The organism is Myxococcales bacterium (assembly GCA_016706225.1).
In the GTDB taxonomy this organism is placed as follows: Bacteria; Myxococcota_A; Polyangia; order Polyangiales; family Polyangiaceae; genus JADJKB01.
In genome coordinates this window covers 18,837-31,682 of sequence record JADJKB010000021.1, presented here as the reverse complement: position 1 = coordinate 31,682, position 12,846 = coordinate 18,837, and the positions used below count along the sequence as shown (strand labels likewise).

Sequence of the window (12,846 nt, the reverse complement as noted above, 5' to 3'; positions counted from 1 at the left end):
CTCATCCACCGAAGTTCTGGACCCAGTAGTGTTTGTAGCCCTGCGCGCCGAGGTAGTACCCGACGCCCAGGTCCTTGTATTTGCCCTGCATGATGTTCTGGCAGTGCCCGGTGCTCTGCATCCAGCCCTCGACCACCGACGCAGGACTCGGCTGGCCGGCGGCGATGTTCTCGCCCATGGTGCCGCCGGAGTAGCCGGCCTCCTTCATGCGATCGAACGGGCTCTTGCCGTCCAGGCCCTGATGACTGAAGTAGCCCTTGTCGCCCATGTCCTTGGCGTGTCCCCGCGCGGATTGGGTGAGCAGGGCGTTCCTCGTCAGCGGTCCCGCGGGCGGGTAGGGAACACCGCCGCACGATGCGCCCTGCGCACGCTTCTGATTCACGAGCGCGAGCACCTCGCATTCGAAATTTTGGAAGCTGGAGCTCCAGCCGGTGCCGTCGTCTCCGCAGGAGCCGGCGCCACCGCCTGCGCCCGCGCTGCCGCCACCGACGCCGGCGCCGCCGCCGCCGCCCGACGGAGCTCCGCCGCTCGAAGCGCCGCCTGCGCTGGTGCCTCCACCGGAAGGCGCGCCGCCCGCGCTGCCCGCGCCGCCCGCGCTCGTGCCGCCGCCGGAAGGCGCGCCGCCCACGCCGCCCGCGTTCGGTGCGCCGCCCGTCTCACCCCCACCGGCGCCAGCACCGCCGCCAGCCCCTTCGCCGCACGCGACCTTGCACGCCTGGGGCGCGCCGTCCGCACACAGGCAGAGCTGGAAGCAGCTCGACGCCTGCTCACACAGCGCGCTGTTCGTGCCGTCTCCTTCCGGTGGACCGATCTCTCCGGTGCAAGCGGTGAGGGCGAGGCAGAGCCCGCCGAGCGTGCCGAGCCAGCGAATCAGGGGAGTCCGCATCACGCCGGGGACGAGTGCAGCGCTCGTGCCAAGGAGAAACACGGGAGTTTACCGCCCCGAGCGCCGACCGTTGGTATGGCGCACCCAACCGCCGGGTGCGGTCGAGCAGTCCATTCGACGCCCGGAGCCGGGCTTTGCTAGTGTCGAATCAATGCAGGATTCGACGCTTCGGGCGGCCATCGCCGGGCTGCCGGTCCGGTCGATGCGTCTCACCCTCTCGGGCGTCGAAGGCGCTGCCTCCAGCGTGTTCGGGGGTGAGAGTGTCTCCGTCGGTAGCGCCCAGGGCAACGACTTGATCGCCACCCACCCGACGGTCAGTCGCTTCCATCTGACGCTGGAGCGCGATGCGACCGCAGTGCGGGTCACCGATCTCGGATCGACGAACGGCACGCGCATCGGCCCGGTATTGGTGCGCGACGCCACGGTCTCGCTGTCGGTGCCTGCCAGCCTCAAGCTGGGCGACGTGACGCTCGCCATAGAAGACGGCGATGTCGTGATGCAGAGCCTGTTCGACGAGGACACGCTCGGCGGATTGCGCGGGAAATCGCCGCTGATGCGCCGCCTGATGGCGGACATCCGAAAGCTGGCGGCGAGCGACGTCAGTGTGCTCCTGATCGGGGAGTCCGGGACCGGCAAGGAGCTCATCGCACGGGCCATTCACGACCTGTCGCCCCGCGCCAAGGCGCCCTTCGTGGTGGTCGATTGTGCTGCGATCCCACCGAGTGTTTTTGCGGCAGAGTTGTTTGGTCACGAGCGAGGCGCGTTCACGGGGGCTGACCGCCGGCGCGCCGGCGCGCTGGAGCGGGCCAACGGAGGCACGGTGCTCCTGGACGAGCTCGGCGAGCTGCCGCCTTCGCTTCAGGCGTCGCTGCTCGGTGCGCTCGAGCGCCGACGATTCACCCGCCTCGGCGGCAGCGAAGAGGTCCCAGTCGACGTCCGCATCGTGTCGGCGACGAACCGCGATCTCCGCCGCGACGTGAACTCCGGCAGCTTTCGCCTCGACCTGTTCTATCGCCTGGGAGTCGTCGTGCTGGAGGTGCCCGCGTTGCGGCGCCGGACCGAGGACGTTCCACTGTTGATCGAGCACTTCATCCGCGAGGTCGGGGGTGAGGAGGCGGCGTCGGATCTGTTCAACGAGGCCGTGATGCAGGAGCTCGCCAGCTACGCCTGGCCTGGCAACGTGCGCGAGCTGAAGAACCTGGTGGCCAGCGCGCTGGCAATGGGACGCCAACCCAGCGTCGACTCGGTCGCCGACCCCGGCGGGCAAGCCGAGGCTGGCGAGGACATCATCGAGAGTGTGCTTGCTCGCCCATATCGGGACGCCCGCGGCGAGCTCCTGGAGCGCTTCGAGAAGCGCTACTTGCAGGCGTTGCTCGAGCGCGCCGAGGGCAACGTGCGCAAGGCAGCGCGGGTTGGGCAGATGAATCGTTCTTACCTGATCGAGCTGCTCAAGCGCCACGAGATCCGCTGACCCACGCTACTTCTTGTTCGCCTGGGCGAGCTGTTCCAGCTGACTGAACACACTGCCGCCTGCACCCATCTGGGTGAAGACCACCTTCATCGTGCGCGGGTCGACGATGTGCTGCATGGGAGTGCCAATCGTGTTCGAGTAGGCCATCGACGGGGGCATCGAGTCCGCGAGGACCGCGCTCTTGTTCAGGCCGTACTGGTTCTTCCAGGTGCCTGCGGTCGAGACGCTGCCGATCATCAGCGTGATCACCTTGATGCCCATGGGAGCCCAGGTCGCCATCTTGGCCTCGAGGATGGCCGCCTCGCTCTTGCACGCGCCGCAGCCCGGCTGGCCGGTGATGATCAGGAGTGCGTGGATGCCCTTGGTGCCGTCGCAGTCGCGGTAGTCCTGAATGCTGACCGACGAGGGCGTCGAGGAATTCTCTCGGTAGCCGGTCCACGAGAGGTTCTGCGGCAGGGTGTTGTCCTTTGCCACGCCGGTCGTTCCTGCGGGCCACGAACCGCAGGTGTTTTGCCCGCTGCCGCCCCCCGAGCCGGTCGCCCCGCCACTGCCGGTTGCTCCGCCGCTACCACCGCTGCAGGCAGCGGCCAGATCGGGGCAGCAGTCGCCGTACTTCTGACATTCGCTGTCGCAGTAGCAGGTCCCGGCAACCGGTTCGGAGCTGCCGCAATGACCGACGCAGCTCGGTCCTGTCGGAGCGCCGCCGGCGCCCGGTGTGCCGCCGCTGGCGGGCGTTCCGCCGCCGCCTGGAGTGTTGCCTTCGCCGCCGGCGCCCGGTGTGCCGCCACCACTCGGGGCGTTGCCTGAACCACCGGAGCTTGGAGCAGCGCCCGCACCGCCCGTGCCAGGTCCGGCCGCGCTTCCACCGCCCGCACCGTCGTCGCAGGCGTCGAAGCAGCGGTCCGCTTCGCCGGTCGCGCACAGGCAAAACTCGAAGCAAGTCTGCAGCGAGCTCTTGCAGTACTCGGGCTGCGCCTGCAAATCGCCGCTTGGATTCGTCGAGCACCCCGCGGCGGTGCCCAAGAGCAAAACGGCGATCGTGGACAGTGACAGTCTGAGCATGCGTGAGTCCTCCGAGGCGAGGGCAATGCAGCCGGCGTGCCCGGCAGGGTTGGCCGACGATTGCGCGGGTTTCCTGGCGGTGCGCGCGGCCCGGATGGACCTTCTCGGCCGACCATGGACTGGCGCACCCGACCATCTCGAGAGCGCTCGCCGCCGCGTCAGCCGGCAGTTGCGGACAGCCCGGCGAGCAGGCGCGCGACGAGTGCGGTGCCACTCTGGCCGGCGGTCTGGGCGCCGGCCTCGAAGAGCTCGGCAACGGCCGCCGCGGAGGCGGGTCGCGCGGCGCGATCGCGGGACAAACACCGCTGGATGACGCGGACGACCGGCTCGGGCAACCTGCCGCCCACTTCGAGCGCGGGGATCTCCTGGTGCACGACGTTCCAGATGGTCAAGCCCTCCATCTTGTCGAAGAACAATCGTCGCTCGCTCAACGCCTCCCAAGCCACGACTCCGAGCGCCCACAGATCGGCGCGCCGGTCGACGTCGCGCGGTGACAAGATCTGCTCCGGCGCCAGGTAGGCCAGGGTGCCCTTGGTCGCGCCCGTGGCAGTCCGGGTGCTGCGATCTCGGGCCGCGGCGATGCCGAAGTCGACCACCTTCACTCGCCCGTCGAGGCCCAGCAGGATGTTCTCTGGTTTGACGTCGCGGTGCACGATGTTGAGCGACTGGCCGTCATCGCCACGGGTCTCATGGGCCGCGTGCAAGCCCTCGGCTGCTTGCGCGAGGACGGACAGGTGCGCTGCGAGCTCGAAGCGGAGCCCCCGATCTGCCGCGCGCGCCCGGGCCTCGGAGTAGGAGAGCCCTTCGACCAGCTCTTGCACGATGAAGGGCGCGCCCTGATGGGCTCCGGTCGAGAGCACCCGGGCCACGTTGGGGTGCACGATGCGCGATGCGATCCTGGCTTCGTCGGCGAACATCGAGACGGCGGACTCGACCAGCGCCAGATCTGGCCGCAGCAGCTTCAGCGCGACATCCTGGCCGCTGTCGAGGTTGCGAGCACGGAACACACTCGCGGTCGAGCCGCGGCCGACCTCCTCGACGATGACGTGCCGGTCCAAGATGTCCCCGGGGCCGACGGGGCTCGCGTCCACACCCAGGGTGGTCATTTCGTCGGTCGTTTCGCGATCCAGGCCTCGAGCGCGGGCAGAAGAGGGCTTCGCCTGGCCAGCGGTCGCGGCTCTGCCTATTCTTCCACGGACCCGTGAGCCGCGCGGAACAATCTGAGCCCATCATCTTGGCGGGACGCTATCGACTGCTCGAAGCCCTCGCCACGGGGGGTATGGCGACCGTGTACCTGGCGCGGCAGCGCGGGCGCGCGGGGTTCGCCCGGACCGTGGCGGTCAAGCGCATGCACCCGCACTTCGCGGGGCAGCACGACTTCAAGGTGCTGTTCATCGACGAGGCACGGCTGGCGGCGCGGGTCACCCATCCGAACGTCGTGCAGACGCTCGACGTGGTCGAAGACGACGACGAGCTGTTCATCGTGATGGAATACGTGCGCGGGCTGCCGCTGTCGCAGCTGCAGCGACTGGCGGATGCCGGCCATGGCATCCCCATCGACGTGGCCGTCAGCATCGCCGTCGGAACGTTGAACGGACTTCACGCGGCCCACGATGCCAAGGACGAGACCGGGCACCCGCTAGGCATCGTGCACCGGGACGTGTCACCGCAAAATATCTTGGTCGGGGTGGACGGTGTCGCGCGATTGATCGACTTTGGGGTGGCCAAGGCCGTGTCGCAGCTCCACACGACCCGCGAGGGTGAGCTGCGCGGCAAGCTCGCTTACATGGCGCCGGAGCAGATCCGTGGCGGCGTGGCCGATCGTCAGACTGACGTGTTCAGCGCGTCGGTGGTGCTTTGGCAGTCGTTGGCCGGCCGGCGCCTGTTCGTGGGGAGCAACGATGGGGAGCTGATCTATCGGCTGCTCGAGGCTGAGGTTCTGCCGCCGTCGACCCATCGCGCAGGCGTGAGCCCGGAGCTGGACCGCATCGTCGTGAAGGGCCTGTCCCGCGACCGGGCCGAGCGCTACGAGACCGCCGTGCAGATGGCGCACGACCTGGAGAAGTTCGCGAAAATGGCGAGCCAGCGCGCCGTCGCGGAGTTCGTGCAGGACGTCGCGCACGAGGTTCTGAAGGAGCGGAGCGCAGTGCTCAGTGAGCTGCTCGAGCAAGCCTCACTCCACGACGATCCGGACACCCTCGGTGCGCTCCGGGCCAGCTTGACCTCGTCGCCCAGCCTGCATGCCGACGGTTCGAAGACCCCGCGCATGTTCCCGATGGACCCGAAATTTTCAAAGGGGAAACCCTCGGAAGACGGCACGGATACCGTGCCGCTTCCAGGCCCGGACGCCGAGGTGCGAGCGGCGGAGACGGACAGTCAGCTCTCGGTGGACACGCGCTGGGCGCGGCCGCGCCGCCAGCGTCCGGCGCTGATCGCCGCGGGGGTGGTCGCGCTTGGTTTGCTGGTCGCGCTCTTCTTCGGGCAGCGCAGCGACGACCCGGTCAGCGTATTGTCGAAAGCCGCCCCAGAGCTGCGGGCGTTTGCCGCTCGAGCCCAGGTGGCAGCCCCGCCGGCGCCTGCGTCCGCCGAGCCGGCTCTGTCCGCGAGCGCAGCGCCGACGGCCACGCTGCCCGTCGCAAAGCGAAAGCCGCGGGTCGGCAAACCCTTCGTTCCACACGTCAAACCCCAGCCAACGGTCAAGAGCCCGAGCCTCTACAAGCGCGAATAGGGGAGCACTGGTCGCGCGACCACATCCGTGGCTAGAGTCGGGACCGAATGCGTCTGCTGCCGGTCGCCGCGCTGTCTCTGTCACTCTGTCTCGGCGCATCGAAGGCGCGGGCGGCGGAGCGCGCTGAGGTGTTGTTCGAGCGGGGAGTAGAGGCGTTTCTGGCTGGGAAGTTCGAGCAAGGGTGCCCGCTGCTCGAACAGAGTTACGTCATCGATCCGCTGCCCGGCGTGCTCTTCACACTGGCGGAGTGTCAGTTCGGTTGGGGCAAAGCCAAGACCGCCGCGGACAACTACGGAAAGTTCTTGGACGCCATCGGTCGTCTACCACCCGCTGAGGCGAGCAAGCACGCCGAGCGCGCGGCGGTTGCCATCCGCAAGCGCGCGGTGGCGGCACGCAGCATCGCCTCCGTGCGAATCACCGTGTCCGGCACCTGGGTCGCTGGCACTCGGCTCACACTCGATCACCAGGACGTGACTCTCGTCGTGGGCAAGCTCGTCGAGCTCGATCCGGGACCACACCAGGTCGTGCTCGCTCAACCCGGGCACGCGCGGGTCGCGCGCAGTGTTCAACTGGGACCTGCCCAGTCCGAGGCGGTCGCGTTCACGCTGTCCGCCGAGGCCCCGCCCGTCGCGACGAACGCCCAGCCGGCGCAAGAAGCGCCTCGGGCGGGTGCACCGACGGCGGCCTACGTGCTCGGCGGAGTCGGCGCGCTGGGTGTGGTCGTCGGTACGGTCACGGGCCTGATGGCTCAGAGCAAGAAGTCCACCATCAATGACAACTGCCCCGGGCGAGTGTGCAACGCCGAGGGACGCGACGCGGTCGACAGCGGACAACGCTTCGCGACCATCAGCACCATCTCGTTCGGCGTGGGCATTGGCGCGCTCGTGGGTGCGACGTATCTGTTCTTGCGCCCGGAGCGGCCGGCGAAGAGCGAGAGCCGCGCTTTCCCACGGCTCTCGCTCGAGCTCGGCTCTCGGCGTTCGGTCAGCCTGTCGGCGGAGTTCTGACGCGCTCGACCGCGGCGCCCACGCGCCCGGTTTCGGGCGCTCAGCGCCGCCCGGCCACGGCGAGCGTGGCCTGACCCGGCCTGCGCAGGGAGTGAGCGGAGCTGACGGAGGCTTCGCGCACGAGCAGCAGCTCGCCGGCGGTGTGGCTGAAGCCGTAGCGATATGCGGGTGTCTTGCCCTGAGCCACACCGTGTTCGTCGACGAGCTCGAGCTCCAGTGCGTCGCCCAGCACGGGATCCGAGAGCTCATGAGTGCTGCCCCAGCTGAGCGCGCCCGTGTCGTCGACCAGGACCGAGACGAAACGGCCTGGTGCACGCCCGGGCTCGACGTACATCTGGCTCTGGACGCCATGGACGTGGGCCACGCGCTGGAACAGCCGATCGTAGTTGAAGTCGCTGATCCAGGTCGGATCGCAGTAGCTCATCACGTCGACGCGGGAGGTCGGTGACAGCAGCGTCGAGGTGAGGAGATCCCAACCCCATGCGCCGATCTTGGCTCCGGCGTAGGGGAACGCCCCGGCGCCGGAGACCCCGCAGGGTGCGTGCGGGAGACCATGGGCGTGGCCGAGCTCGTGGCTCATGGTGTCGGGGCTGTCGAAGGAGCCGTTCTGTCCAAAAAAACCGAGGCCGATGGAACCGCGGCTGAACGCGTCGTCCGCCGGCGACAGCGCGCTCAGCCCCGCGATGCAGCTGCCGGAGCAGTACTGGGCGAAGCTCGGCGCGGGCGCGAACACCCCATAGTAGTACTGATCGGGCTTGGCTCCGTCCGCCGCTCGCTTCGAGTACAGGAAGTCGAGCGCCGCGTTCCACTGGTTGCCGCTCTGCCCGCTGATGCTTCCGGAGTAGGTCACCGGGCTGTGCAGCGTGACGCTGACCTCGGGCACGGGAAATAGTTGATACAGCCGCTTCTGGTAGGCCTCGAGGCGAGCGGGACTGGTATCGGGGCTCTGGCCGCCGACCACGATCGGAACGACGACGACGTCGAGCTTCCCGCCGGCGTCCTTCGCGCCGAGTGGCTGGGTTCCCTGACTGGGATAACGCGCCCCGGACGTGTCGCCCGCGGGGCCTGTCGCCGTCTCCTCGATGCTCACCGAGAAGTCGGTGGTCTTCGAGATCGAGGCTCCGTCGAGCTCGAAGTTGAACGTGCTGGTGAGGGCTTCGTCCGTCGACGCGTTGCTCACGACCTGCTTTTTTTCCCAGCTCTTCTCGGCGAGAGTGAGCCGCACCAGGAGCTCTCTCGGGCTGAACGCGGGCTTGGGACTCACGAATACCCGCACCAGCCCCGGTCGACCCGCGACCACGGGCGCGTTCTTGTTCGTGACTGCGCTTCCCGCCTTGACGATCGGGATCTTCACGCTCTGATAGACGGCGATCTCGGCGATGTCGATCCCGCTGGCGAGCGGACCCGCGGGGCTGCTGGCGCCGCCTTGGCCACCGGTTGCCGGGCTGCCGCCTGCGCCGCCGGTCGCGGCGCCGCCGGATGACGCTGGTGGATCGCCGGTCACGCCGCCACTGCCGCCGCTGCCGCCTGGGCCGCCACCGCCGGTTGCCCATCCCCCGCCGACCGGCGACTTCTGGCCCATCTCGTCGCAGGCCGAAGCACACTGCTCGACCTCACCGCTTGCGCACACGCAGAACTGAAAACAGGTGCTTGCCTGTTCGCAGGCGCTGTTGGTTTCGGTGCCCGGCTCGGCGACGGCGCAACCCGACGTGGCGAACAAGAACAGGACCAGCGTGGCTCGAGCGTTGAACATGGCGTGCACCTCTCGGTCGCCGAGAGAGCAGAACGCGTGCCACGGGGGCTTTTTCCAGCGGCAGCGGGGATCTCTCGTGAGGGTGCTCGAACCGACGCGAGGTCGCATCGAAGCGAGCCCCGAGGCAGGGCTCACCCGCCGCCGTGGGCTGGCGCACCACACCACCAGTCGGCTGCACCACACCAACGAGTTGGCCGCGGCACTCCGCCGCATCGCAAACGGCGCAGCCGGTGTCCCGCCATCCGCCCGTGGTATCGTCGTCGCGTGCGTCTCGGGTTCACGTGTTTGCTATTCGCCCAGCTGGGCCTCGGTTGCTCGGCGGTCCTGGGCATCGACGGCGCGTACGACGATCAACCGGACAGTGATGCGGCGTCCGGGGGAAAGGGGGGAAGCGGCGGCTCGGGTGCAACCCCGTCGGGTGGAGCTGGCGGGCTCGGGGGCAGCACGACGGGCGGCGCGGCTGGCATCAACGCCGGCGGCACGAACGCCGGCGGCGGTGGGACGGGCCCCGGCGGTGGGGGCACGAACGCGGGCGGCACGGGTGGAGTAGCTGGCGGGGAGAACTGCACGAACGGCGTCGATGACGACGCGGACTCGCTGATCGACTGCGCCGATCCGGAGTGCCAGTCCGCGGGCTTTGCTTGTGTCGCGGCGCCGAATGGTTTCAAGGGTCCGTTCGTGTTCGGTCAGGCGCCGAGCCTCGGCTCTTGTCCGAGCGCGTACCCGGTCGAGAGCGTGACGGGCGGGGACGTGCTGGTCGCTCCAGCCGCGAACTGCGGACAAATCAGCTGTTCTTGCGCTCCCGCGAGCGGCGTGCCCTGCAGTGGTCTCCTGGTCGACTACTTCGGCGACGCGTCGTGCACGGGCCAGCCCAAGTGGACGAAGCTGCCCAGCGGAGGCTGTTACTCCAGCAATTTCGTGCACTGCGCGACCGGCTGCGCGTATCCAACTGGAGCCACCGTCGACTACGGCTACCCCGTGTCGTCCGGAGCATGCCAGGCGAGCAGCCAAGGCAGCCCCGTGGTCGCGCCGGCCAAATGGAACAGTCCGGCTCGGCTGTGCTCGAGCGGCAAGACCTCCGGTGGCTGCAGCGCCGGCGAGTGCATCGCCAAAGCCCCCGCACCGTTCGAGCGGATCTGTGTCTACGCCCTGGGCAACGTGTCGTGCCCGGTGCCCTTCAACGCCAAGCTCAATCTGAGAAATGGCTTCAGCGACTCGCGCGCTTGCAGCCCGTGTGGGTGCGGCGCGCCCGCGTTGGACTGTAGCGCGCAGGTTACCGACTACTACGGGAGTGTGTGTGGTGCCGGCGGCTCCGGTGGCGGCAAGGGCACCCCTCTCGACGCGTCGTGCACGGCGGTCGAGGTCAGCGGAGCGGTGAGCTCGGAGACGCGGTATCTGGAGGTCACGAACCACGCCGCAAGCGGACCTTGTACCCCCTCGGGCTCCACGCCCACAGGTAGCGCGACGGCGGGACCGACCCTCACCGTCTGCTGCATGCCCTGAGCGCCGGCTGGTTGGATGAAACAGACCAGGGTGGTCTGACCGAGTGGACCGGGGAGTCGCGGGTTGCCCCAGCGCATGGGCCTTGACGCCGGGACAAAGGCCTCTGACTTCCAGCCGAGCGGCACGATTGTGCGCTCAGTCGAAGCGCGGCTCCCGGCACGCTCCGTGCTCTTCCGCACTGCATGACCCAGCTCGCGAGCTCCGCTGTCCAGAGTCCCCCGACGTTGCCTGCTCCCGGTTCAATCGTGGATGGCTACGTGGTCGAGGAGTTGATCGGCAAGGGCGGGATGGCGGCCGTCTACAGCGCGCGGGGCTTGATCAGGGGCGACCGCGTTGCGCTCAAGATGCTCCTGCCCCAGGTTGCGACGCACCTCGCGGTCGTCCACATGTTGCTCGACGAATCGCGCATCATCGGGCGGATCACCCACGAGAACGTCGCGCGAGTTCTGCACACGGGGCGCTGGTTCGGGACGCCGTACCTGCGCCTGGAGCTGGTCGAAGGCTGGTCCTACGCGCGCATCCTGAAGCGCGCGCGCCGGGTCGGCATGCGTCTGCCGAGCGGGTTTCACGCCGCGGTGCTGGCGCAAGTTGCGCTGGGATTGTCGGCAGCCCACGCAGCCTGCGACCGCGACGGGCAGAGTCTCCTGGTCATTCATCGCGACGTGAAGCCTGAGAACGTGCTGGTCGGCTTCGACGGTCGGGCGAAGCTGGTCGACTTCGGGATCGCACGGGCGCGCACGCGTTCCAGCCGCACACGCCCCGGCGGAGTCAAGGGGACCGTCGGGTACATGGCCCCGGAGCAGTTCGTCGCGCCGGAGCGGGTGAGCTTCCTGGCAGATCTCTGGGGGCTCGGCGCGACGGCCTGGGAGTGTTTTGCGGACCGCCCGCTGTTCCGCTCGCGTTCGCTGGGCGAGGCCATGCTTGCGATCGTCTACGCAGAGATCCCGGACATCGGCGCCGTTGCCGGCGATCTGCCGGAGGAGCTCGGCTCGATCATCATGCGCTGTCTGGAGCGCGAGCCCACTCGGCGCCCGGCCTCGGCGCTGGAGGTCGCGGACGCATTTGCGGTCGAGGCGTTCGCGCTCGGGTTCGGTGATCCAGTGCAGGTTGCCCGCGTGCTCGGCCAGCTGCGGGAACTCTGGGCTCTCTACACGAGCGCCGCGAGCCCGAGCGTGCCGCGGGTCGACGCTCGGCCGCGCGCGCGCGGACATGGGCTCGGCTTGACGCTCGGGCTCGGTGTGTTTGCGCTGGCGGCGGCCCTCGCTGTTTGGTTGGTTCAAGCGCGCGTCGCGCCGGAGCTGCCACTTGCAGAACGCGGCGTGGCCAGCTGGCGCGTCGAGCGGCCTCGCGAGGGTCGGCCAGTTCACGACGAGCTCATTCCAACCGTCGACGTGCTCGATCTCGCGCTCGAGCGCTGAGCCGCTGCCCCACGTTGTCCGAAGCCAAGGAGCCCCATGCACCGCTCACACACCCACGAAACTCCGGTCGAGGTCGGACCGTCATCCATTGCGCCGGTTGCCTGGACCGACACGTACGACCCGCCCGTCATTCCCCTCGAGCCGCCTCTACCTCGGTGGGTCTGGATCAGCAGCTCGATCGCGGCCCTGTTCGTGTTGATCTCCGCGCTCGCTGCAGGGTCGGGCGAGGCGATTCCGGAGCCCGCTGCGCCGGTTGAATCACCGGTGGCTCGGGTGGAGGACTCGGAGCACGAAACGGAGCTAGTGCCGCTCGCGATCGAGGGTGACGGCGCGTCGCTCGAGCGATTGCTGATGATGCCGGCGGATGCCCGCAGCGTCACGGAGGTGCTGGCGCTGACGGAGGGGCAGCGAGTACGAGAGCTGCGCTCCGCGCGGGCCTTGATCGACGCGGGTGTCGATGGGATCTCACAGGCGGACCGCCGGCAGCTCCTCGCGCTGGCGCGGCGCGCGGACACTGGGCCCGAAGTGCTGGGCGCACTCGCGGCGTCCGGGGCGAGCCGGGCCACGGACTTGATCTTCAGCGTTCGGCAGAGCGCAGCCAAAGGCAGCGTGCTCTCGATCGTCGCCGCACAGCTGCTGCTCTCCCCGAGCACGCGCGCCGCGAGCTCTCCGGCGCTCTCCGTCGCCGTCGAATTGGAACGCATCCGTGACTGCGAAGGCGCCGCGCTGCTCGTTCACCGCGCCATTTCGGACGCTGACCGGCGGGCGCTTGGGGGCCTGCGTCGACTCGCCCGGCGCACGGGCTGCGGGCCTGACGGTCGCGGCGATTGTTTCGCCTGCCTGCGGGGCTCGCGGGAGCTGGCCGAGGCCGTACGCAGCGCGAGCCGGCGGACGCCGCCCGGGTTGTGACCGGCAGCGGCGCACGAGCTTGGGACAGGCTTTTCCACACAGGCCGCAGTGGTTTGGATCGGTCTCGGTGTTCACGCACGAGCAAGCCGCCTGTCCGCACTGGGTCATC

Annotated in this window: 10 protein-coding genes; 6 read left to right on the top strand and 4 right to left on the bottom strand. The window is 69.0% G+C overall.

What is annotated here, in order from left to right; translation table 11 throughout:
* Nucleotide 1 precedes the first annotated feature (1 nt).
* On the bottom strand, nucleotides 2-889 hold the full coding sequence (locus IPI67_24845; GenBank protein ID MBK7583405.1) for a CAP domain-containing protein: 888 nt from the start codon (nucleotides 887-889) through the stop codon (nucleotides 2-4).
* A 148-nt stretch (nucleotides 890-1,037) separates the two neighbouring features.
* Here IPI67_24845 and IPI67_24840 point away from each other — a divergent pair, with 148 nt between their 5' ends.
* Nucleotides 1,038-2,357, top strand: coding sequence for a sigma 54-interacting transcriptional regulator (locus IPI67_24840; protein ID MBK7583404.1), 1,320 nt, complete (start codon nucleotides 1,038-1,040; stop codon nucleotides 2,355-2,357).
* Between the two features lie 6 nt (nucleotides 2,358-2,363).
* Here the strand turns inward: IPI67_24840 and IPI67_24835 are convergent, their stop codons facing one another.
* Nucleotides 2,364-3,419: a hypothetical protein gene (locus IPI67_24835; GenBank protein ID MBK7583403.1), complete on the bottom strand. Its 1,056-nt coding sequence runs from the start codon at nucleotides 3,417-3,419 to the stop codon at nucleotides 2,364-2,366.
* A 158-nt stretch (nucleotides 3,420-3,577) separates the two neighbouring features.
* Nucleotides 3,578-4,525 (bottom strand): serine/threonine protein kinase, encoded by a 948-nt coding sequence (locus tag IPI67_24830; GenBank protein MBK7583402.1) that lies wholly within the window; start codon nucleotides 4,523-4,525, stop codon nucleotides 3,578-3,580.
* Between the two features lie 95 nt (nucleotides 4,526-4,620).
* Between IPI67_24830 and IPI67_24825 the strand changes: the two genes are divergently transcribed.
* Nucleotides 4,621-6,147, top strand: coding sequence for a serine/threonine protein kinase (locus IPI67_24825; protein ID MBK7583401.1), 1,527 nt, complete (start codon nucleotides 4,621-4,623; stop codon nucleotides 6,145-6,147).
* Between the two features lie 47 nt (nucleotides 6,148-6,194).
* A complete protein-coding gene (locus tag IPI67_24820; protein MBK7583400.1) occupies nucleotides 6,195-7,154 on the top strand; it encodes a hypothetical protein in 960 nt (319 codons plus the stop codon).
* 40 nt (nucleotides 7,155-7,194) lie between these two features.
* Here the strand turns inward: IPI67_24820 and IPI67_24815 are convergent, their stop codons facing one another.
* Nucleotides 7,195-8,907, bottom strand: a complete 1,713-nt coding sequence (locus IPI67_24815) for a hypothetical protein (GenBank protein ID MBK7583399.1) — start codon at nucleotides 8,905-8,907, stop codon at nucleotides 7,195-7,197.
* A 264-nt stretch (nucleotides 8,908-9,171) separates the two neighbouring features.
* On the opposite strand from IPI67_24815, the gene IPI67_24810 reads away from it, so the two are divergent.
* The 3 genes from IPI67_24810 to IPI67_24800 all read left to right on the top strand — a co-directional run bounded on the left by IPI67_24810 (nucleotide 9,172) and on the right by IPI67_24800 (nucleotide 12,737).
* Complete coding sequence (locus tag IPI67_24810) at nucleotides 9,172-10,410, top strand: hypothetical protein (GenBank protein ID MBK7583398.1); 1,239 nt, start codon at nucleotides 9,172-9,174, stop codon at nucleotides 10,408-10,410.
* Between the two features lie 182 nt (nucleotides 10,411-10,592).
* On the top strand, nucleotides 10,593-11,828 hold the full coding sequence (locus tag IPI67_24805; protein MBK7583397.1) for a serine/threonine protein kinase: 1,236 nt from the start codon (nucleotides 10,593-10,595) through the stop codon (nucleotides 11,826-11,828).
* A gap of 36 nt (nucleotides 11,829-11,864) precedes the next feature.
* Nucleotides 11,865-12,737, top strand: a complete 873-nt coding sequence (locus IPI67_24800; protein MBK7583396.1) for a hypothetical protein — start codon at nucleotides 11,865-11,867, stop codon at nucleotides 12,735-12,737.
* The last annotated feature ends 109 nt before the right edge of the window (nucleotides 12,738-12,846 follow it).